The sequence below is a fragment of the Fictibacillus phosphorivorans genome (assembly GCF_023715845.1).
Lineage (GTDB): Bacteria > Bacillota > Bacilli > Bacillales > Fictibacillaceae > Fictibacillus > Fictibacillus phosphorivorans_D.
In genome coordinates, this window is record NZ_JAMBOR010000009.1 from 102,704 (window position 1) to 124,620 (window position 21,917).

At 39.1% G+C, this 21,917-nt stretch carries 18 protein-coding genes; 13 read left to right on the forward strand and 5 right to left on the reverse strand.

Annotated elements, in window-relative coordinates; translation table 11 throughout:
* Nucleotides 1–128: 128 nt before the first annotated feature.
* The 3 genes from M3206_RS08995 to csaB all read left to right on the forward strand — a co-directional run bounded on the left by M3206_RS08995 (nt 129) and on the right by csaB (nt 4,328).
* On the forward strand, nt 129–1,199 hold the full coding sequence (locus M3206_RS08995) for a glycosyltransferase family 4 protein (RefSeq protein ID WP_251312188.1): 1,071 nt from the start codon (nt 129–131) through the stop codon (nt 1,197–1,199).
* 130 nt (nt 1,200–1,329) lie between these two features.
* The gene (locus M3206_RS09000) at nt 1,330–3,258 is read left to right on the forward strand and encodes a DUF5693 family protein (RefSeq protein ID WP_251312189.1); all 1,929 of its coding nucleotides are present in this window, start codon (nt 1,330–1,332) and stop codon (nt 3,256–3,258) included.
* Complete coding sequence (gene csaB, locus M3206_RS09005) at nt 3,255–4,328, forward strand: polysaccharide pyruvyl transferase CsaB (protein ID WP_251312190.1); 1,074 nt, start codon at nt 3,255–3,257, stop codon at nt 4,326–4,328. The genes M3206_RS09000 and csaB overlap by 4 nt, the downstream gene beginning before the upstream one ends.
* Nucleotides 4,329–4,541: 213 nt before the next feature.
* On the opposite strand, the gene M3206_RS09010 is transcribed toward csaB, so the two are convergent.
* The gene (locus tag M3206_RS09010; protein WP_251312191.1) at nt 4,542–6,428 is read right to left on the reverse strand and encodes an LTA synthase family protein; all 1,887 of its coding nucleotides are present in this window, start codon (nt 6,426–6,428) and stop codon (nt 4,542–4,544) included.
* A 161-nt stretch (nt 6,429–6,589) separates the two neighbouring features.
* On the opposite strand from M3206_RS09010, the gene M3206_RS09015 reads away from it, so the two are divergent.
* Complete coding sequence (locus tag M3206_RS09015; protein ID WP_251312192.1) at nt 6,590–8,470, forward strand: FAD-dependent oxidoreductase; 1,881 nt, start codon at nt 6,590–6,592, stop codon at nt 8,468–8,470.
* A gap of 94 nt (nt 8,471–8,564) precedes the next feature.
* Here the strand turns inward: M3206_RS09015 and M3206_RS09020 are convergent, their stop codons facing one another.
* The 3 genes from M3206_RS09020 to M3206_RS09030 all read right to left on the reverse strand — a co-directional run bounded on the left by M3206_RS09020 (nt 8,565) and on the right by M3206_RS09030 (nt 12,055).
* Nucleotides 8,565–9,734, reverse strand: coding sequence for an acyltransferase (locus M3206_RS09020; RefSeq protein ID WP_251312193.1), 1,170 nt, complete (start codon nt 9,732–9,734; stop codon nt 8,565–8,567).
* Between the two features lie 218 nt (nt 9,735–9,952).
* The gene (locus M3206_RS09025) at nt 9,953–10,996 is read right to left on the reverse strand and encodes an LCP family protein (protein WP_251312194.1); all 1,044 of its coding nucleotides are present in this window, start codon (nt 10,994–10,996) and stop codon (nt 9,953–9,955) included.
* A gap of 423 nt (nt 10,997–11,419) precedes the next feature.
* Nucleotides 11,420–12,055 (reverse strand): YigZ family protein, encoded by a 636-nt coding sequence (locus tag M3206_RS09030; protein ID WP_251312195.1) that lies wholly within the window; start codon nt 12,053–12,055, stop codon nt 11,420–11,422.
* 296 nt (nt 12,056–12,351) lie between these two features.
* Here M3206_RS09030 and M3206_RS09035 point away from each other — a divergent pair, with 296 nt between their 5' ends.
* Together M3206_RS09035 and M3206_RS09040 are read left to right on the forward strand one after the other, a co-directional pair.
* Nucleotides 12,352–13,500 carry a sensor histidine kinase gene (locus M3206_RS09035; RefSeq protein ID WP_251312196.1) on the forward strand — a complete coding sequence of 383 codons (1,149 nt, stop codon included), beginning with the start codon at nt 12,352–12,354 and terminating at the stop codon, nt 13,498–13,500.
* Nucleotides 13,501–13,512: 12 nt separating this feature from the next.
* Complete coding sequence (locus M3206_RS09040) at nt 13,513–14,244, forward strand: response regulator (RefSeq protein ID WP_251312197.1); 732 nt, start codon at nt 13,513–13,515, stop codon at nt 14,242–14,244.
* A 245-nt stretch (nt 14,245–14,489) separates the two neighbouring features.
* Here the strand turns inward: M3206_RS09040 and M3206_RS09045 are convergent, their stop codons facing one another.
* Nucleotides 14,490–16,295, reverse strand: a complete 1,806-nt coding sequence (locus tag M3206_RS09045; RefSeq protein ID WP_251312198.1) for an ATP-binding protein — start codon at nt 16,293–16,295, stop codon at nt 14,490–14,492.
* 153 nt (nt 16,296–16,448) lie between these two features.
* Here M3206_RS09045 and M3206_RS09050 point away from each other — a divergent pair, with 153 nt between their 5' ends.
* The 7 genes from M3206_RS09050 (at nt 16,449) to M3206_RS09080 (ending at nt 21,910) form a co-directional block, all read left to right on the forward strand.
* Nucleotides 16,449–17,381 (forward strand): ROK family protein, encoded by a 933-nt coding sequence (locus M3206_RS09050; RefSeq protein ID WP_251312199.1) that lies wholly within the window; start codon nt 16,449–16,451, stop codon nt 17,379–17,381.
* A gap of 129 nt (nt 17,382–17,510) precedes the next feature.
* The gene (locus M3206_RS09055) at nt 17,511–18,359 is read left to right on the forward strand and encodes a DegV family protein (RefSeq protein ID WP_251312200.1); all 849 of its coding nucleotides are present in this window, start codon (nt 17,511–17,513) and stop codon (nt 18,357–18,359) included.
* Between the two features lie 48 nt (nt 18,360–18,407).
* The gene (locus M3206_RS09060; protein ID WP_251312201.1) at nt 18,408–19,904 is read left to right on the forward strand and encodes a DEAD/DEAH box helicase; all 1,497 of its coding nucleotides are present in this window, start codon (nt 18,408–18,410) and stop codon (nt 19,902–19,904) included.
* Nucleotides 19,901–20,611, forward strand: a complete 711-nt coding sequence (locus M3206_RS09065) for a ComF family protein (RefSeq protein ID WP_251312202.1) — start codon at nt 19,901–19,903, stop codon at nt 20,609–20,611. Before M3206_RS09060 ends, M3206_RS09065 begins: the two co-directional genes overlap by 4 nt.
* Before the next feature lie 81 nt (nt 20,612–20,692).
* On the forward strand, nt 20,693–21,088 hold the full coding sequence (locus tag M3206_RS09070; RefSeq protein ID WP_251312203.1) for a TIGR03826 family flagellar region protein: 396 nt from the start codon (nt 20,693–20,695) through the stop codon (nt 21,086–21,088).
* 87 nt (nt 21,089–21,175) lie between these two features.
* The gene (gene flgM, locus M3206_RS09075) at nt 21,176–21,442 is read left to right on the forward strand and encodes a flagellar biosynthesis anti-sigma factor FlgM (protein WP_251312204.1); all 267 of its coding nucleotides are present in this window, start codon (nt 21,176–21,178) and stop codon (nt 21,440–21,442) included.
* A 9-nt stretch (nt 21,443–21,451) separates the two neighbouring features.
* Entirely contained in the window at nt 21,452–21,910 is a 459-nt protein-coding gene (locus M3206_RS09080) for a flagellar protein FlgN (protein ID WP_251312205.1), read from the forward strand.
* Nucleotides 21,911–21,917 lie beyond the last annotated feature (7 nt).

Genomic DNA, 21,917 nt, shown 5'->3' on the forward strand with positions numbered 1-21,917 from the left:
AAAATCAAAATTATCTATGCTATAATTTTCTCTGTGTATAAATTTAAAGTTGATTTATGTCGAAATTAAACACAAAATAAATTGCGTTTTACAAACAATAATCATCACGCCAATTGGGGAGTGTAACTATGACTTACTGGGCATTGTTAATATGTTTTCTTGCGTCAGTCCTATTGACGCCGCTCGTGAAAAAGTTCGCCTTTTTCGTTGGGGCAACAGATAAGCCCAACCAGAGAAAAGTTCATCAAAGAATCATGCCGCGATTAGGCGGATTAGCGATCTTTATCAGCTTTGTACTCGGTGTACTTATCGTACAGCCGGGGAGCCAATATACGGTTCCGATCGTACTTGGAGCAATCGTTATCATCATTACTGGAGTTTTTGATGATATTTATGAACTTTCTCCAAAAGTAAAAATGCTTGGGCAAGTGATCGCAGCAGGTATTGTCATCTATGGTGGAGTTGAAGTTCACTTCATTAACCTGCCATTCGATTACCGGTTAAGCCTTGGTTTCCTTGGTATTCCTTTAACGCTTTTATGGATTATCGGAATCACGAACGCTATCAACTTGATTGATGGACTGGACGGACTTGCAGCAGGTGTATCATCGACGGTATTGATCACCATATCAGGTATGGCGATCTACAACGGCAACCTCTTAGTTGCTGCACTGGGGATCATCTTACTTGGAAGTACGTTAGGATTCTTGGTTTACAACTGGCATCCAGCGAAGATTTTTATGGGAGACACTGGAGCGCTGTTCTTAGGATATATGATCGCTGTTCTTTCTCTGTTAGGGTTTAAGAACATCACGTTATTCTCACTCGTTGTACCAATCATCATCCTTGGAGTTCCGATCTCTGATACCTTGTTTGCGATCGTACGCAGATTCTTAAATAAGAAGCCATTATCTGCACCTGATAAATCTCATTTGCACCACTGTTTATTAAACAGCGGAATGTCTCACCGTCAAACGGTACTTGTGATCTATGCGATGAGTGCTATCTTCGGTCTCGCAGCGGTTCTATTCAATCTAACAACACTTTGGGGATCACTCTTAATCCTTTCTGTGTTGCTCTTGATCACACAGTTTATCGCTGAGCGTATCGGATTGGTCGGGAAAGATCACGCGCCTGTAAACAAATTCTTACGTAAGATTTTTTACGGACTGAAAACGAATCCGAGAGTCGGAAAATAAAAATGAAGAAGGACATCAGTTAGCTGGTGTCCTTTATTTTTTGGTTATCTATACTCACTCTTTATAAGAATGCCGAAATTAAGGTAAAATAAAAGCACCACGACCTGATCCGAGAAAGGAATGTTCTTTGTTGAAAAAAGTATTATTCGGCCTATTGATTGTATCCTTACTGTTTACCAGCCCCATGATTTATGAACGAATTAAAACAGAATCCTCAAACAATACATATGAAGTGATGGTCCCCTATACGGACCTGGCGATTTTAAAAAGTGAAGATGTACCTGCAGACGAGATCTATAAAGGTTTAAAAGAGGCCGATGTACATTCTATAACGCTAGAGCCTGAAAATATTCGTTCACTCGAAACGCAAGGTGTCGTTGCGGTTCTAAGTAAAAGTGATATTCAAAATTACTTTGCCTTGACGAATAACTTAAATACAAGCAAACTTCCTACAAACGAAGGGATTTTTGTCAGTTTTCTTAAAGAAAACCATAAGTCAGAAGAATATTTAAAACGCGCCTTTCAAGATAAAATAACGACCATTACAGCAAATGGCCAAAAATTTTACTTTATTGAAGGAAAAACAAATGACGATCCAAAGATTGAGGATAAATCACTAGGTTATTTTAATACAGAAGCTTATGAAGAGATTGTATCCAACGGATTCCAGGTAGTTCCTCGTATAAAAAATGACTTTTCTTCGGACGAAAAAGAGGATGGCCATTCGAACAACGAAACGATGGTTAAACAACTCCTAAAGTTTCCAAAAAATGAAGTGGATAAGGTTCTGTTCATTGGAAAAGAAGTAGTCGGATATGATGGTAAAGGTAGAGAGAAATTAAGTAAATATGCAAAACAATTAAAAGCGAATGATTATGATGTTGTTGTCATAGAGGGAACTGAGCAAAAAGGCATGCAGACCTTTGCGAAGGAAATGAATTATGATGTAGAAAGGCTTTACTCTGAGACTAGAACCAGTGAAGACGCTGCTTCTGAACGATTAGCACGCGCAGTAAAAGAGCGTAACATTCGAACATTTTTAGTGAAAGTTCAAAAGTTAGATGACAAATCGGCTGAAGATGAATTTAAACAAATGATTAACGAGATTCAGGACTTTCATGCCGAAGCACCTGGCTACTTTAAAACAGGTGAAGCACAGCCGTTTAAAGATATGAAAGATTATAAATGGCTACAGCTTTTTGCATTTTTAGGTGGATCTGTTTACCTTGCATTAGCGGCAGCATCCGTTCATAAAAAACTAACCATGCTGGCTCTGGTCGGCGGATTGGTTCTATCAGCAGGTTACCTCTTGCTTGGAGTTGGAATGCTGTTAAAAGGTCTCGCGTTATTAGTAGCTACAGCAGGTCCGATCTGGGCTGTATTAAGCGTTCGACAGGCTAAAAACATTGATAAGATCGTTTGGAATTTTGTAATGGCAGCTCTCATTGTTTTTGCTGGAGCATGGCTTGTTGTGTGTTTACTTTATGGAGATGCCTATTTATATAAACTTGAAGAATTCCGAGGCATTAAAGTGCTTCTTGCCTTACCGATCCTCGTTACGGCAATCGTTCTTGGTCTTCAAGTCAACCAGGCTACCTCACTTAAAAAGTTCATGAGCTACTTGAATACTCCTGTTCGCTATTGGCATGTCGTAGTACTCGGAGTAGTTGCAGTGATTGGGGCTTATTATTTAAGCCGCTCAGGTAACACAGGAACAGCAAGTGCTCTAGAATTAACGTTTAGAAGCAAGCTCGAAGAGATCATGTTTGTTCGTCCGCGTACGAAAGAGTTCTTGATCGGATTCCCGTTCTTTGTGTTCGGACTTTACTTGTTCCGCAGATATGCTGGAATCGCAAGTGTGTTCCTAGTGGTTGGTGCTATCGGATTCGCATCGATGATGAACACATTTACTCATCTGCACATTCCTTTAATGCTGTCTGTGCTGCGCTCTCTATACGCGCTGGTTATCGGACTCATGATCGGACTTGTGATGATAGCTGTTTATAAAGCGTTAAAAGAGAAGTTGTACCCGTACGTACGTGAAAGGTGGATACAATGAAAGTAGTTTTATCAGGTTATTACGGATTTAATAATATTGGGGATGAGGCGATTCTTCTATCGATCATCTCGGCTTTAAAAGAACAAAAGCCAGATATCGAAATCGTTGTATTGTCTAACGATCCTGAATTCACAAAGAAAACATATGGCGTTGAAGCCATAAACCGCTGGCAGATGAAAGATGTTTATGCTTGTTTGAAAACCTCGGATGGATTGATTTCAGGCGGGGGAAGTCTATTGCAGGATAAAACAGGTATGAAGAGCATTCCTTATTACACAGGTATTATGATGCTTGCCCGCATGGCAGGGAAACCGTTCTTTATCTATGCACAAGGAATGGGACCAATCGATAAATCAGTGAGTCAGTTCTTGACGAGAATGATGCTTAAAAAAGCAGGAAAGATTACGCTTCGTGATACGGGTTCCATACAGTTGTTGAGGAATCTCGGTCTTACGAATGGGATGGAGCTTGTCCCGGACCCTGTACTCGGGTTTCATTTAGATGAGCCAAAATCAGATTGGTACCAGCAGCAAGGTTTTACAAAGCCTGTGTTGACGGTCTCTGTTCGTGAATGGCCGACAGCCACTGATTTTAAAAAGAAGATTGCTGAAGCACTTGATGATTTTATTCAGAGAGGGAACGAGGTTGTATTCATCCCGATGCATGATAAACATGACGATGATACTTCCCGTGAGATTCTGGCTATGATGAGCGAGAAAGCGCATGTTGCTCCATATCATGCTTCGATTGAAGAAAAGGTATCGATCATCGGCTTATCTGATATGCTTTTAGCGATGAGACTTCATGCATTGATTTTTGCAGGAATCATGAACACGCCGTTTCTGGCATTGTCTTATGATCCTAAGATCGATGCGTTCTCTGAACAAGCGAATCAGCCGGTGTTTGCTCATGTTGGTGGTGAGTGGACGAGCGAGGAATTAGCGTCAGCACTGATCCGCCATTTAAAGGCGCTGCCAGAAGAGAAAGAGAAGTTGGCAGCAGCTGTCGGTCCATTGACTGCGAAAGCGAAAGATACAGCGAAACAAGCGATCGAGCTGTTTTCGCATTGATTTAACCCCTGTTAGGAGGCATGAGGTGTTCTAGCAGGGTTGTTTATTTGTCGATTTGAGTGTATATGCATGTTTGTAGCGCAATGAATGGATATTTTCGCGCGATTAACAAACATTTAAGAGAGATTATCTACAATTATGGAGCGATTCCATAATGAAAGCACTGCAAATTAACTTTGCAGTGCTTCTCTTTTACTCTAATCATGTAGATTTTCACTTCTCAGGCAGTGACTTCAAATAAGCGTCAGATAGACTCAATAATTTCAAAATCCGATCATAATCCTCTTTATAGGGAGCATGTGGTACCTTTTTCGCTGTCTCCAAGATTAACGCTTCGCCATCCTCAAATGATTTACCAGGCTGAAACACCACTTCATCATTAAAGAAAGATCCTGCTGGCATATAATAGCGCATACCGATCAAGTTCTCCTGATCATTCAACAAGTCTTGGCCAAAATGAACATGGTCTTTTAGAGAAATGCCAAGCAAGTTAGCCAAAGTCGGCATTATGTCCAATTGACCAGCAAGCTGATCAGACGTCATTCCATCATCCGTCACACCAGGTGCAGTAATCATGAACGGAACATTAAAGCGGTCGATCTTTGTATATTCATGACCCAACAACTCTTTCAAAAGCTCAGGGTCCCTCTCTTTGAACATCGTATGATGCATGCCCATATGATCTCCATAGAACGCCAGAACGGTGTTCTCCCAGATTCCTTCTTTTTTTAATTGATCAATAAACTTTCCTAATACCATGTCGTTATAGTTTATCGCTTGAATGTATTTTCCGACGATTGAACCTTTATATTTTGCTGGTAGTTCAAACACCTTTTTCTCAGGTGGGATCTCATAAGGGTGGTGGCTCGTCATCGAGATAAAATGTGCATAGAAAGGCTTGTTTTTAGCATGCAAGTTTTTTAACAGAGACATTCCTTTATTAATCAGGACTTCATCAGATGGCCCCAATCCAATCAGATCTTCTTTTCCGAAAAAATCTAATGCGTAATATTTATTAAATCCTAAAGAAGGGTACAGTTCTACACGGTTCCAAAAATCAATTTTATCAGCATGCAGGGTGAATGTTTCGTATCCTTCTTTTTGCAAGCGTTTTGGCATACTCGGAAATGCTTTCTTCTCAAAAAATGTTGAAGTTGCGACCATACCCGCTGGATAAAATGATGTATTTGCGATGAATTCAGCATCCGATGTATTTCCGGCACCTGTTTGCTGGTAGAGATTATTAAAATAAAAGCTGTTTTTTATCAGCTTGTTCATATTAGGTGTAACTTCTTTTCCGTCCATCTTCAGGCCGATCGGAAAGTCTTGCATGGATTCAAACTGAATTAAAATTAAGTTACAATCTTTTGCTGCGCCAAAGTATTTACGTTCTGAGTCTGGAATCTCCTTAATACCTTTAATTTCATTGATTTTATCTTGAATCGTTTCTTCGCTCTTAAGCTCTTTGTCAGATAAATCTGCAGGTTGAGGAAGTCCGCCATTTGGACCGTAATAAGCCTGCAACGCTTCATAATTAAAGATTCCTTTCGTTTCTGCAGCCAGTGCAGAGTTCGTGATGATCTCATCCTTATGAAGATATAAATTAATTATACATACTGCAAAGGAAACAGCTAAAAGTGGACCAATTAGCTTCGTCTTAGAGAGTTTATATTTAGTGTATAAGGGAAGTTTTCTAGTTAAAAGAACGATTAACATTACAAGAAAATCAACGTATAGAAGAAAATATTCTGGTTGAAGCAGCTGTGTTACGCTATCTTTTACTGCACCAACTTGTCCTGTCTGCATTAGGGCATAATAGGTAGGAATATTTCCAAAGTATGAATGATAAACAATAATCGCAAAAAACAGAGTAGAAATTATTAAATTTAACGATATATATAGGGGGATCTTCACCTTATTCGTTGGAATATATTCGATAAGACATGCGAAAAGAAGGATATAGCTAAATTCAAGTGAAAGTATATCTAAAAAATTTACTTCTTCAAATAAAATATATCGGGTAAATAAAATCTTTAAAACACAAGAGACAATAAATAGGGAGAACAAGGTTCCATAAAATTTAGGCTTTAGACGTTTCAAACGGATACCCCCGAATGTACTGATTTTTAAAAATTATAAACAGTCTTCTAAATGATTGTAAAGAAACTTGAATTTCAAATTCCGACAAAAATAGTCATATACTGGGATTATTTAGTCTGATATACTTATTTCATCTGAAATTCGACCTAAAGGAGTAACCGATGAAAGATAAAAAATGGGTGAAAAGAACTAAAGCGGCTGCAATTTTATTCATAATTGTAGTTATAGTCATTGGAATAAAAAAGTTATACCCATATTCAACTACTGTGTCCAAATCAGACATAGAGCCGTATGTCGCGCCGGATATTCAAGAACAGTATGATGTGATTGTTGTTGGAGGCGAGCCGGAAGGAGTGGCTGCCGCTGTTTCAGCAGCAAAAAATGGTTCAAAAACACTTTTAATTGAACATCGGGATGGTTTAGGAGGCCTCTTTACATATGGCGCTCTTAACTTTTTAGATGTTAGTGAAGATATTAAAGGCAGTTGGGCGAACCAAGGAATTTTTCTTGAATGGCTAAAGCTGACAGGCAGTAAGATCGGATTTGATTTGACCGTTGCCGAAATGGCTTTTATGAAACTGGTCCAAGATGAAGAGCAAAACTTGACGCTGTCCTTAAACACACAGTTAAATGATGTAGTGGTGGAAGGGAATACGTTAACCGGCATTGTATTGACTGATGAGAAAGGTCAAAAGAAAACCGTTAAAGCAAAAAGATTTATTGATTCTACACAAGATGCTGATTTAGCAGTTGCGGCAAATGCACCATTCTTTAAAGGTGGAGCTGATATTGGGTTAGAGGATAGAAAAATGGCTGTAACTCTTATGATGCATTTCAGCAATATTGATTGGGATGCCGTACAGGATGCTGCCAAAGAGGATGTATTTGGCGGCGGTGAAACAACGAGCAATGTTGCGTGGGGATTTTCAAAACTCCATTATGATTATAAACCTGTCAATCCTCAAACACGTTTGCGCGGATTGAACATGGTTCGTCAAAAAGATGGTTCGGTTTACATTAATGCACTTCAGATCTTTGGTATAGATGGATTGGATCCTGTCCAAAAACAGAAAGCCATTAAGATCGGCAAGGCTGAGACCAAACACGTATTAAAATATTTACAAAAGGAGTTCCCGGGTTTTCAAAATGCAAAAATCGAGAGTTTCCCGCCTGAATTGTATGTTCGTGAAACCAGACATATCAAAACAGAGTATCAGCTTCCTATGACAGATATTTGGGAAAATAATGATCACTGGGATTCCATTGGATTTGGCTCGTATCCCGTTGATGTTCAAGCGACATCACCAGGCGACTATGGATATATTATTTCGAAACCCGAGCAATATGCGATACCTTTTCGCTCTTTAATTCCGCTTAAAGTGGATAATCTTTTAATTGCGAGCAAGGCAGCAGGATACAGTTCGATTGCTGCAGGTAGTGCGCGTGTAGTACCAATTGGTATGACAGTAGGTGAGGCAGCTGGGGCAGCCGCAGCTGTTTCCATTGAAAATGAAACACCTTTTCGAGAAATGTCCAAGAACAAAAAATTGGTGAAAACACTGCAAAATGTTTTAAAAGATCAAAATGCTAATTTATATACGTTTGATCTTGATTATCCTTATAAAGGTGAGTGGTTCTATGATAACCTTAAGCCTTTAATCAATCATGGATTAATCGTAGGTGGCTATGCGAATGAGTTCCCTGTAGATAAGCCATTTACTGAGATGACGTTCAGTAACCTCTTAACGAATGGCATTCATCGAATGGTGCCAGATCGAGCATCACAGTATAAGATGAAAGAAATGAGAAACTATATCGGTGGAGAGAAAAAAGTGTTGACTGGTCAGCATGCTGCCCGAATGCTGCTTGCCCTTGATGGTGTGAATGTTCCAAAAGAAAAAGCATGGGAAACAGCTATTGAAAAAGGTTTTATTGATAAGACGCTACAAAATAAAATAAACCCTGAAGATGAGCTAAAAGGCAGTGAAGGGTATTACTTAGTAGGACATGTATTAAACAAGATAGAAAATATCGAGCAGTAGAGTTGGTACAAACAGTATCTGCAAAGAGTATTATTATGGAGACCTATACAAAAAAAGGAGCTAACTCTTAAGCGAGTTAGCTCCTTTCATAATCTTATGATGCACGTGCTGTCGATTCTTTTGTTGATGGTACATAAGGATCTTTCGGTTTTGGTCCGAACAGAACCCAAGATTTCTTATACTTCATAATAAAGCCGACGATGATCCATGAACCGATCAAAGCAAATAAGAAGAAGGAAGCAACAGCTACGTGATAAAGAATAGGATCTGATGTTACAAGCACTTTACGTGCAATTAATAACAAAATGGGGTGGATCAAATAAACACCGAATGATACAACACCTAAGTGGATCATGACGTTCAATACTTTTTCGTGAAGGTTTCGGTATAACCAATAAGCAATCTGCATGAGAACTAAAGCAGACGTGAACGTATGAACATTCCATAATAATTCATAAATTTTAGAGTCGATTATCGCGCCATTTGCACGAGTTACATACCAAACTCCAACATGACCTGCTGAAGCAGCAATCCAGATCGCCCAAAGTGGAAGCCAAACTAAAGCATTTTTAGAGAAAAGCTTTTCCTTCGTAACAATCAGATAATCAAGAATCTGTTTGTAGTGGATCCCCATAAAGGCACCTAAGAAGTAATAGGACATATACGAGAATGAAATACTACCTTTTAAAGAATACTGCCAGTAGTAATGGTTCATTAATACGAATGCCCACTGAAGGACAAATCCAATCCAGATCGTATGTTTCGTAACCTTAGGGAACTTCTTCAAGAACATTAAGATAAACGGGAACAAGATATATAACTGGATAGAGATAAACACAAAGTATAAATGTGTGTATGCTTTACCTGTCATGAATTTTACCAAGAAAGCATTCATCATCTCACCTGTACTTGTATATCCTTGAACAGAAGCTGTCAAAGCAAAGTATAGGATAGAGAAAATCAAGTAAGGGATGACGATAAATAGTAATCGTTTTTTGTAAAACCCAGCAATACGTTCTTTTGTTAATGGTTTGTGATAATAGTTAAAGAATAAAACAAAACTACTTAAGAAAATAAAGGTTGGTGTACCAAACTTAAAGAAAATATTTAAGAAGTTATATACGCCATATAACGATGATTCAGTATTAAATCCGGCCACTATACCAGATGTAGAGTGAACCATGATTACACCAATAATCGCTAAAGCACGAACCAAGTAAATTTCACGAATTTGCTGAGGTTTTTGCATCGTATTGTTTTTCATGTCTTTCACCTCATTTGGATTATATAGTTGATAATTGTCATAAGTTAAGGTCAATAAATACAATAAATACAACGCTTGTTAGTGTAACATGTATCATTTAGATAGTAAAATTTATTTATTTCCAGTTATTTTACAAATCTGTAGCCAGTCCAGCAAAAAACACACAAAAAAAGCTTCCCTAATCTCAGGGAAGCTAAACGGGTTTTTCTTAAAAATTATTAATTTGTTTGTTCAGATTCTGTTTCTTCACTTGTTGAAGTTTCCTTACTTGGCTCATATTCATAACCAGGAAGCTCCAAGTGAGATTTAAGCTTTTCGGAAACTTCTTCAACGGAAGCTTCGTCTAGTTCATAGTAGTATGCACCCGTACTTGTATCATCATATCCTTCTAGCTTTAAGTTCTCAATGTCATTAATGGATTTAGAATACTTAAACAATGCTAAGATATTGCCAAACGTGAAGTTTGTTGCCATGTTGTCACCAACAGTATCGATAACCTTTCCGTACTTCGGAATAGATTCCATCGTAGCTGACTTTTTAATGATCGCTTCAACAAGCTGCTTCTGGCGATCTCCACGATAAATATCAGAATCGAGCTTACGTGTTCTTGCATAGGCAAGTGCTTCTTCAGGACCTAATTCTTGTACACCAGGTTTTAAATGAATAGCGCCTGGTTCATCTTTACTGTTTTGCTCAGTGATTTCTTTTTCTACATTGATCTCAACACCGCCCAGAGCATCAATAATCTCAAGGAAAGCATCGAAGTTTAATTTTACATAATAATCCACGGGAACATCGAAAAGATTTTCAACCGTTTCAACCGTTAAATCCATACCGCCAAACGAATGTGCGTGTCCGATTCGGTCTGGGCTGCGTCGACCGGGTATCTCTACTTTCGAGTCACGCGGCATGCTGACCATCTTAACGGATTTATCTTTTCTATTGAATGTAGCCAAGATCAAAGCATCAGATCTGACACCTTTATAGTCACCATTCGCGCTGAACCCGCGTTTGGAACTATCATCGACTCCTGCTAAAAGAACGGAGAAGTGATCTTTAGAAGGATCGACTGCTTGTTGACGTTTTTCTGATTTACCTCCACGCCCTAATTCTTCGTTCGCATTAGAAGTGGCATTCGCTAATTTATATGTTATATAAGAGCCGTATCCTACTGATGCCAATATAACGACCAGTAAAGGAACAAGTATAAAAAGTATACGGCGTCTTCTTTTTCTCCTCTTGCGCATAACTTTTCTATTCATAATGGAAAACTCCTTTATCATTCAAAGAAATAAGGGCTACGCCCATAGTATAAATCTTTCGAAACAAATATATATAATGTTGGTGTCAACCTAAACGTAATTTTTTGGCAAATCGTTTTTGCATTAGTTTTATGTTAAGAGACGACAGTCAAAATAGCAACAAAATTTTTGTTACATTTTGTTGAAATCAGGGGAAAATGAACTATAAATCTCTGGTAAAGCTTTGTTGTTTTGAAGGAGTTAATTTCCGTTCCAGGTTGCTCGCCTTCCATGGGGGGCGGTCAGCCTCCTGCCGCTTTGCGCCATTCAGAATCTCACCTGTCTCCCTCATCTCATAGGAGTCTTCCACCTTGCACTCCAATTAAAAATCAATCATATATTCTTATTCAAAATTCTAAGCAGTGTTCTATAGAGAAAAATCTTCTACAGATAATCCTTCTCTAAATATTCTTCCTCACCTAATTTGATCTCACTCTGGGCATTTGTAAGGTCGGTGATCCAGCTCTTAAATGATTCTACTTCCTTGATCGGTACATACATTTGAATTTCAACCTTCTCCAGGTAGTTCATTTCTTTGATGGGGTAAACTGAATTGCGAAGTTCGTTTTCCATTTTTCCTAGAAGTGTGTAATCGACCGTTATGTGGATGATCTGATGCAGCTGACGTTGAACGACACCGATGTGATTAAGGCCTTCTGATACGGATTTACCGTAAGCACGGATTAATCCGCCTGCGCCAAGTTTAATTCCACCGAAGTACCGGGTTACGACGACAACTGTGTCTTTCAATTCCCTTTTTTTGAGAACTTCTAACATAGGAACACCCGCGGTACCGCTTGGTTCTCCGTCATCGTTCGCTTTTTGGATATTGTCTGTTTCGCCGATTAAATAAGCAGAGCAATTATGTGTAGCACTGCTGTGTTCCTTTTTTATTTTTTGAATAAAATGGATCGCTTCTTCTTCAGTTGTGGCTCTTGCGAGATGGGCGATAAATCGAGATTTCTCAATCACAATTTCGTGCTGGCCAGTCTCTTTGACGGTAAGATAGTCGGATAACATATTTTGAAAAGCTCCCTTAAGATGTTGTAATGAAAAAATTTAAAGTCAAAATTGTCGAAAAATCTTTAATCCTGTAAAGTATCGTGATATTCTTCATTATAAGGTATTTTAAAAATCCTTCAAATTCTTTAAATGTTTTTTAGTAAGAAAAGTCATAAAATTCCACTTCTTGGCGAATGTAGTATATAAGAAGGATTTATGTTTTATGGGTAAGAAGTCCTATATGAAAATTAGGCTAGATGGTTCTAGAACTTCCGTTTGTACTTCTTTATCGTTTTAATTGGGGGAAATTTACAATGACTGCAGCGAAATTAGCGATAGATCCAAATTTGTTAGACGGAATCTTAAATAAAACCATCGATACGGTTACGGAGAGTCAATCACAGATCTTTGAAATCAATGAGCATTCTCGTCAGGAATTTCAGCAGCTTCACCGTGAACTAGAACTGGTGAAGGAACAAGTGGTCGAAGTGATCTACCAAGCTGATAAAACAGAGGAATATGCGAAATTAGCAAGGACTCGCCTGGCGGAAGTGAGCAAGCATTTTCAGAAATACAGCGAAGCAGATATTCGTGATGCTTATGAGAATGCCAATAAATATCAGATCGATCTTTCGATTATTCGACAAACCGAAAAACAACTTCGTGAAAAAAGAGATGAACTGGAACGGCGTATTCTAGCATTGAATGAAACCGTCCAAAAAGCTGAATCTCTGGCAGGCCAGATCTCTGTAGTTCTGAATTACTTAAACGGGGATTTAAGAAAAATCAACGAACTCGTTCAGGATGCTAAGCAAAAGCAGGAATTCGGTCTACAGATTATAGAGGCGCAGGAGGAAGAACGGAAACGGGTATCACGTGAAATTCACGATGGACCAGCTCAGTTGATGGCAAACGTTCTGATTCGCTCCGAACTGTTAGAGAAAATCTATGTCGAAAAAGGAACTGATGCTGCCCGTGCCGAAATAAAAGACTTAAGGGTTATGGTTCGCGACTCTTTAAAAGAAGTCCGCCGCATTATCTATGACCTTCGCCCGATGGCATTGGACGATATCGGCTTGGTTCCGACACTTGATAAGTACTTACGAACCGTAAAGGAACGATCCGGAATCAATATTGAATTACATGCTTTAGGGGAATCGCGTCGTTTCCACACAAAAATGGAAATTGCGATCTTCCGTTTGATTCAGGAAGCGGTTAGCAATGCAGTTAAACATTCAAATGCACATTTAATTGAGGTAAAACTTGAGTTTACCCAAAAGTTTATTTCTTTATATATTCGAGATGATGGTAAAGGATTTGATACATCCAAGCCTGCAAAATCCAATTCCTTTGGTATGATGGGGATGCGGGAGCGGGTAGAACTCCTCGAAGGTACATTAAAAGTTAAATCCCGCTTGAACTACGGTACAAGTGTTTACATTCAAATTCCCATTCAAGACTAGGAGGGTTCACACATGAATAATGTTAATGTGTACGAAAATAACACCTCAGCACCTGAGAAAACAAAAATAGCGATTATCGACGACCATCGTCTGTTCCGTGAGGGAGTAAAGCGCATTTTAGATATGGAGGAACAGTTCTCTGTTGTAGCTGAAGGTGATGATGGTTCAGAAGCGGAAAGCATCGTCCGTGATCACAATCCAGATGTGGTTCTGATGGACATCAACATGCCGAACATCAACGGTGTAGAAGCAACGCGCCGTTTGGTAGAGAAATCTCCTGATACGAAAGTGATCATCCTTTCCATCCATGATGATGAAACCTATGTATCTCACGCGGTTCAAACAGGAGCATCAGGCTATCTTTTAAAAGAGATGGATGCTGATTCTTTGATCGAAGCCGTTCGCGTTGTAGCAGATGGCGGGGCATACTTGCACCCGAAGATCACATATAACCTGCTTAACGAATTCCGTCGCTTATCTACAACAAACAAGACACAGCAGAACAAAGCTGGTTTTGTGGAAGTAGAATACCGCAAACCATTGCACATCTTAACGCGCCGTGAATGCGAAGTTCTTCAGCTTTTAGCTGACGGACGCAGCAACCGTACAATCGGTGAAGAGCTGTATATCAGTGAAAAAACGGTTAAAAACCACGTGAGTAACATTCTTCAAAAGATGAATGTAAACGACCGTACACAAGCCGTAGTTGAAGCGATCAAGAACGGCTGGGTAAAAGTACGTTAATTAAATGAATGAGGATAGAGAAGACCTTCTGTTGAGAAGGTCTTTTTTTAGGGATTACAGTTTGACCCATAGAAGGGCTGTTTTGACTCATAGAGAGGCTAGTTTGGCTCATAGGATCTGCGAAGACTCATAGACATTAAAGTTTGACTCATAGAACTACGATTTCGGTTCATAGAAATGTTATTTTGACTCATAGAACGCTCCGTTTGACCCACAGAACTTATTCCTTCGTGCATTGGCTCAACTTACCCACTCATTTCTAATTCCGTTGCTTCAACTTTAGCCGCATTTTTAGGAAATTCCATTGAAACAGTTGTTCCTAATCCCTCTTTTGAATCTATATTGATCTTCCCTCCATGATTCTCAACGATCTGATAACAAATCATCAGCCCAAGACCTGGATTGCTTTCTTTTGTTGTGTAAAAAGGCTGGCCAAGCATCGGTAATAGGTGGGCAGGGATACCCGGTCCATCGTCTATGATCGAGATCTGTATAGATTCCTCTGTATCGGTGAGGGTAACAAGTATTGTTCCGTGACTGGAAATGGCTTCAAAAGAATTTTTAAGTACATTTAAAAACAACTGGGTCATCAAATTTTCTTCACAATGGAAATAGACGGGGTGATCCGGCAGATTCAATTGGAAGGAAGTTGTTTCAAAATCCCCATCGCTTTCCATAAAGGTTAGAGACCGATTAATAAGCGCGTTTAAATCATGATCTTTTTTGATGATCATATGAGGACGAGCCAGGATCATCAGTTGACTGATAATGAAATTGATCCGTTCGATTTCACGAAGGGTGATTTCAAAAAAGTGATCCGTTCCATTTGTTTCACCCTGTGATTTAAGCAGCTGAGCAAACCCTTTAATTGAAGTGAGCGGGTTACGTATCTCATGAGCGAGCCCAGCAGCAAGTTCACCCACGTAAGCAAGGGTTTGAGCGCGTTGTTTATACTCTTGTGATTCTTTGATGGCCGTCATGTCTTTCGCAATTCCAATTACCGCTGTAATGGTATTTTGAACGGAATAAGGAATACTTGTGATTTCAAGCTCCACTTCATGTCCATCCTTATGATAGATGGTGAGAGGGTGTTTAATCGTTTCACCTTGCAGCACTCTTTTAAGGTAATTGAGTGAGTGTTCGACTTCTGATACTTTTAGCAAATCGGTATAAGGCATTTTTTGAAGTTCTTCAAATGTGTAGCCAGTGATGGTTTCGAGAGACTGATTCACCTTAATAAAGCTGCGATTCGGGCCAATTACAAAAACGCCCTCTGGATTAAGATCAAACAAAGTATTGTAGCGATGCTCACTTTCAAGAAGATCGAGTCGTTGTTGCGTGATCTTTTTTTGATAAAGTTGTTCTAACAGATAAGAAATAAAAACAATAATCGTAGCACCAATAACGAGTAAGGTAGCCAAGGTGTTTATATTTTCTAGAGAAAGCTTGTAATGCCAAGTAAAGGTAGAGCCTTCTTCGATAAAAGCCATTTCACCGATATAATGCATAAAACTTACGCCACCTGAAAAACACAAGCCGGCTAGAATCAACTTGAATTTAAACTTTTTTGCTGACAAAAGTCGAAAACCAAACCATGTAAAAAGAAATGCGGAACCAATAGAAGCTGCCAATAAAAGTAGATGGGTTCGAAGCGCTGTATCAAAGTGCATAGAGAGTACACCGATCGTATGGACAATGAGCAATCCACAACCAAATGTCAGTACGGACGGCCAAAGTTTCTTCCGTGGTCTCTGAACGTTATAATTAAGTAGGAAGAATGAAGTGTACGAAAAAGTAATGGATACACAAAATGCGGCAATCATAATTGGAAGGTCGTAAGCTAAGTTTACAGGACTTTGAATGGACATCATGCCCATATAGTGTGTTGCCCAAACAGCAATACCCATTGTAATGGAACCTAGAAAGAGAAATGTGTGCGGCGACTTTTGTTTATCTAAACGTCTTTGAGTCCATTCAACGGAAACAAGCGAGAAAAGAAAACAAACGAATAGAGATAATATAACGACATATAGATTGTGATCCAATGGCAATGGTCCTGCCCTCCTTTGATTACTTTATTGCTTTGTAATTTCTTCCAAATCCGACAATTTCCTTCTTGATTGAAAAAATATTTTTTTTAAAAGTTTAAACATTGTGGTAGTGAATAAAAATAAAACATGATTTATTGAACGGTGGTGTAATGGTTGAAGAAGAGATATCTATTTGCTGCAGATGTTGGCGGAACAACGATTGAATGTGGATTGTTTAGTACTGACGGTGAGCTTTTAAATTCCAAAACGTTGATAACGAGTGAAGTGATTTTGTCAGATGTTGCCGAGTGTTTGGCTGAGGAAATGAAGAAACGTATGAGTGAGCAAGGTATAACGATTGAAGAAGTGTACGGGATTGGCTTAGGAGTTCCAGGGCTTGTGGATTCGGAAACAGGAATGGTGTTAAAAGCGCCAAGTCTGAAGTGGAATCGTTATCCGTTAGGGGAGAAACTACATCAATTACTCGGCATTCCTGTTTTCGTTGGAAATGATGTGAACACGGGTTTGTTGGGAGAAGTTGAAAAAGGAAGTCTGCAACATGTGAAACACGCCCTCTATTTTATGATCGGAACAAGCATCGGATCAGGATTGCTCATGAATGGAGAAATTTATCCCGGCAGTCAATTCTCTGCAGGAGAAGTCGGTTATATGATAACGGATCACAATGTTCTAGAAGATGGGTTTGTACCAGCTCGACCTGGCTACGGATATTTAAGTACACAGGCAGGCGGGTTCGGTTTAGCGGTTAAATATGAGAAAGAAACAGGAAAATCGGTCACAACTAAACAATTGTTTAAGTTAGCGGAAACAGGAGATCAAACTGCACGGAAGATTATTGATCATGCATTGAGACACCTCACAGCTTCATTCATTAATGCAGCTGTTATCTTGAACCCAGAAGTCATCCTATTAGGAGGCGGTGTTGGCAATGAGCTCGCTCCCTACTTACATCAAATTGATGAGAATCTCGAAAAATATTTACCTGTTAAGCCGGAATTGAGAATTTCAACTATGCAGAATCGTTCTGTCTTATATGGTGCTTACGCGTTATGCAGTAAACACGTTAAAGACCAGTTAAATCGTTAAAGGATACACTATCGATAAGGCGAATACTGAATGAAAGGGAAAAGTGAATGGGATGAATTCCTTTTCCTGATGGTGTACACTGTAAAACGTAACGAAAACGAGATTTTTACATAAGAGAGGATAAAAACTATGAGCAAGGTAGCCGTCATTACAGACAGTACTTCATACATACCCGAGCATATCCGCAGTGAAAAGAACATTGTAATGATCCCGCTCAACGTCATTTTCGACAACGAAACATACAAAGAAGAAGTAGAAATAAAAGTAGATGATTTTTACGAGATGGTCACTCGTGAAGAAAAACTTCCGAAGACCTCACAGCCAGCAATCGGTGAATTAGTAGAACTATTAGAAGAACTAGCTAAAGACTACGATGAAGCCGTCATGGTCACACTATCCAGCGGAATTAGCGGAACTTACCAAAGTGCGGTTGCGGCTGGTGAAATGGTAGAAGGTCTTACGCTGCATGTATTCGACTCTGAAATCAGCTGTTCACCACAAGGGTTTTATGTGTTAAAAGCAGCTGAGCTTGCAAGTAAGGGTGCAAATGGATACGAGATCATGAACGAACTGCTGCAGATCAAGAATAATGGCATCCCCGCTTACTTTTTAGTAGATGATTTGAATCATCTGCACCGCGGTGGCCGGTTGAACACCGCTCAGCTTTTCGTAGGAAACCTCTTGCAGATCAAACCAATTCTTCATTTTGAAGATAAAAGGATTGTACCGTTTGAAAAAGTGCGAACGAAAAAGAAAGCGTTGAAACGCATTTTTGATCTTATGGATGAAGATTTAAAAACAGATGAAAAAGTGATGATTAGTGTCATTCATGCCAAACGTGAAGACGATGCAGTGGAAATTGCTGAAGAACTTCGCGGGAAGTTTGTGAACGCCGATGTATCGATCAGCTATTTTGGACCTGTAATCGGTACTCACCTAGGTGAAGGTTCACTTGGGATCACTTGGATAAAAGAATAGTATTGGAGAGATGACCATGCTTTCTCTAACACAAAAGGAGACAACTCAATGAGATTTGTCTCCTATTTTTTAAACGATTATTTAACCGTTGTACCAGAAACCCTTGTAGGTAACCCCGAATTAAAGCTGGTTCCATTTGGAGAGCTTCCTGAATTAGAGTCACAACCTCTGAATTCCTCTTATGATTATGATGAAAAACTCCAGCAAATCCTTTATGGAAAGATGCTCCTTTTTGATGAACTTCACATTCCTTTAGAAATCATACACGAACATTATGAGAATGGTTTTGTTATGTACAATAAAGGGGTTAAGAAAAATAAATACGGCTGGCAATGCAATCGATGTAACAATGAAAAAGATCACTTATTTGCCTCTTTTTCTTGTTTTCGCTGTAAAAGTGAGAAGTGTGTGTACTGCCGAAATTGCATTATGATGGGGCGGGTGAGTATGTGTACCCCTCTATTAAGCTGGACTGGTCCAGAAGTGGAACAAATAGAAGAAAATCAATTAGTCTGGGAAGGTGAACTTTCAGCAGGACAAAAAACGGCATCTGATCGTTTTGTTGAACAAGTAGGCAAAAGTGGCGAACTATTGATTTGGGCTGTTTGTGGAGCGGGGAAAACAGAGGTTCTCTTTCATGGAATTGAAAAAGCATTGAAGCTTGGCTTACGGGTTTGTATCGCAACACCACGTACTGACGTCGTTTTAGAACTTGCACCACGTTTGAAGAAAGCTTTTCCAACTACCTTGATCGCCAGCTATTATGGTGGATCAGATGAAAGAGAAACACCTGCTCAATTAGTCCTATCAACTACGCATCAGCTTTATAGATTTAAACAAGCGTTCAATCTGATGATCGTCGATGAAGTCGATGCGTTTCCATATTCCTACGATAAAACCCTTCAGCATGCCGTCTCAACTTCCACTCGAACAGATGCTCTTCGCTTATACCTTTCAGCAACTCCCTCCCGAAAGATGAAAAAAGAAGTCACCCAAAATAAACTCCCATGTGTAAAAATACCGATTCGATTTCACGGATTTCCTCTGCCTGTACCTAAAATCGTTTGGAGCGGGGAGTGGAAGAAGCGATTAGAAAAAGGAAAGTTGCCACCTGCTTTTTTGAGGTGGGTTAAATCTCAAGCTGCAAGTGAAAGACGGGCAATGATTTTTGTGCCTTCGGTAACGATTATTGATCATGTGACTCAATTTATTAGGAAGCAAGTTGAAGTGACCGTTGATTCTGTTCATGCAGAAGATCCACTAAGAAAAGAAAAAGTAGTACGATTTCGACAAGGAGATATACAGCTATTAGTCACCACGACAATTTTAGAACGCGGTGTTACGGTTCCTTTTTTAGATGTTGCTATTTTTGGGACGGATCATGAAGTGTTTTCTGAGAGTGCCCTTGTTCAAATGGCAGGAAGAGCTGGGAGAAGTAAAAATGATCATGATGGACAGGTGCTCTTTTTTCATTATGGAAAGTCTCTAAGTATGTTAAGTGCCATAAAACATATTCGGGAAATGAACAAGGAGGCTGGATTTTGAGTTACTGCTTATTTTGCCATCAGTCCTATTCAGAAACTTGGTCGTGGGCTGCTTTATTCGGGTTAAATGCTGAACCATTATTATGTCAGTCGTGCTCAGCGAAACTTGAGTTGATTAAAGGGGAGATATGTAGAATCTGCGGACGCTCCTTTTCATTATTTCCCGAGCAATATCGACAGGGTGATTTCTGTTACGACTGCATTCGGTGGGAGGAAGATGAAGAATGGACGGGAGTTCTGCAACAAAATCGGTCACTTTATGTCTATAACGATTTTCTGAAGGAAGTAATCGCAAAGATAAAATATCGCGGGGATGCAGAGTTGTTTAAAGCGTTTAGTCCGGTAATGACTTCAACGTTTAAGAGTTTCACCCGAAGTGCACTCCTTGTCCCCATCCCACTAAGTGAAGAAAGGCAATATGAAAGAGGCTTTAACCAAGCGGAAATATTCGCGCAAAGCTTAACTCGTAATGTTTATCCTCTATTAAAAAGAGTGACTCATGAAGAAAAACAAAGTAAGAAAACACGTAAAGATCGAATGGCGAAAAAGAATAATCCATTTTTAATTACAGATGAAGACAGTATAAAAAACAAATCGATTCTTTTAATCGATGATGTTTATACAACGGGGAGCACATTGCGTTATGCGGCGAAAGTCCTGAAAGATGCTGGGGCTGATCAAATATCTTCTATAACACTTGCTAGATAAAATAAAGCGATTGTCCCGTTAAATTTTCCCTTGGGTTTTCCGATATATAAAGAAGAGAGAATACGAAGGAGCGGAAATATTATGGGGGATATATTAAACTGTCCAGAGTGCGGAGGATTGTTTATAAAGCGAATTCGGAAAACTTGTGATACCTGTTTTCATAAGGAAGAAATGCAATACGATAAAGTTTATCGCTATATCAGAAAAAGTGAAAACCGGAACGCTACCATTGTAGATGTAAGTGAAGCTACATCGGTTTCCGAAAACAAGATTATCTATTTCATCCACCAGGGAAGAATTCGCATTAAAGGATTTCCGAATTTCACCTATCCGTGTGATGGTTGTCAGAAACCGATTAATGACGGACGTCTATGCCAAGTATGTAAAGAAAAACTAAAATCGGAACTTTCCATTGAAGATTTTATTATGAAAAAACAAACTGAAGCATTACCTTCTTACCATACAGATGACAATTAGCCTAATTTTGTTTCATAATTTAAAGAATTACATGGTTTGACCGATATAATAGATAAGGTAAACAATCTCTAAAAGAGGTGACGAATCATGCGTATAAACCATTTTAATTCTATACAAAACAACCCATATAAAAAACAAACACAAGATGTGAAACAAGATTCAGTAAAGTCTTCATATAAAAAAGATGAGGTCCAAATTTCAGACGAAGCGAAAAAACTTCTATCTACTTCAAAGTTTGAGCAAGAGCGTGCTGATAAAGTGAACGAAATCAAGCGACAAATAGAAAGTGGAAACTATGAAGTTAACAATTCAAAGGTTGCTAAATCTATTTTAGACTTTTGGCGTAAAGGCTAGGAGGACTCCATGGAAACTGCGCAAATGACATCAATTCTTGAACGTTTGATAAAGTCTCATGATGACCTTCTTGCTTTAGGCGAACGTAAAACAGACGTTTTGAAACTTGGAGATATGAAGGCTCTCGATGTTCTTTTAAAAGAAGAAGATCTTCAAGTGAAGAAGCTGCAGGTGATTGAAAAAGAGAGAATGCTAAAGTTTGCGAACGTAACGCTTCGTGACATTCTAGCGCAATCAGAGGCTCGGGAGAAAGAAAAGCTTCTTAACCTTCAAGGCAAACTTGTTCAAACGTATGATGCTCTGAAAAACAGGAACGAATTAAACCAAGAGTTACTCGAGCACTCCTTGCAATACGTCAATATGTCTCTAAGTATGGTTCAGCCTCAGAGCGAACCAGCTACATACAGCAATCCAAAAACGAACCCTTACACAAGTCAATCGTCTTCACTTTTTGATTCAAAAGCTTAACCCTAAC

Excerpts from the sequence above, each read along its gene's own strand:
- M3206_RS08995 (WP_251312188.1), top strand. The coding sequence starts at position 129 with ATGACTTACTGGGCATTGTTAATATGTTTTCTTGCGTCAGTCCTATTG.
- csaB (WP_251312190.1), top strand. The coding sequence starts at position 3,255 with ATGAAAGTAGTTTTATCAGGTTATTACGGATTTAATAATATTGGGGAT.
- M3206_RS09015 (WP_251312192.1), top strand. The coding sequence starts at position 6,590 with ATGAAAGATAAAAAATGGGTGAAAAGAACTAAAGCGGCTGCAATTTTA.
- M3206_RS09020 (WP_251312193.1), bottom strand. The coding sequence starts at position 9,734 with ATGAAAAACAATACGATGCAAAAACCTCAGCAAATTCGTGAAATTTAC.
- M3206_RS09025 (WP_251312194.1), bottom strand. The coding sequence starts at position 10,996 with ATGAATAGAAAAGTTATGCGCAAGAGGAGAAAAAGAAGACGCCGTATA.
- M3206_RS09030 (WP_251312195.1), bottom strand. The coding sequence starts at position 12,055 with ATGTTATCCGACTATCTTACCGTCAAAGAGACTGGCCAGCACGAAATT.
- M3206_RS09035 (WP_251312196.1), top strand. The coding sequence starts at position 12,352 with ATGACTGCAGCGAAATTAGCGATAGATCCAAATTTGTTAGACGGAATC.
- M3206_RS09040 (WP_251312197.1), top strand. The coding sequence starts at position 13,513 with ATGAATAATGTTAATGTGTACGAAAATAACACCTCAGCACCTGAGAAA.
- M3206_RS09055 (WP_251312200.1), top strand. The coding sequence starts at position 17,511 with ATGAGCAAGGTAGCCGTCATTACAGACAGTACTTCATACATACCCGAG.
- M3206_RS09060 (WP_251312201.1), top strand. The coding sequence starts at position 18,408 with ATGAGATTTGTCTCCTATTTTTTAAACGATTATTTAACCGTTGTACCA.
- M3206_RS09070 (WP_251312203.1), top strand. The coding sequence starts at position 20,693 with ATGGGGGATATATTAAACTGTCCAGAGTGCGGAGGATTGTTTATAAAG.
- flgM (WP_251312204.1), top strand. The coding sequence starts at position 21,176 with ATGCGTATAAACCATTTTAATTCTATACAAAACAACCCATATAAAAAA.
- M3206_RS09080 (WP_251312205.1), top strand. The coding sequence starts at position 21,452 with ATGGAAACTGCGCAAATGACATCAATTCTTGAACGTTTGATAAAGTCT.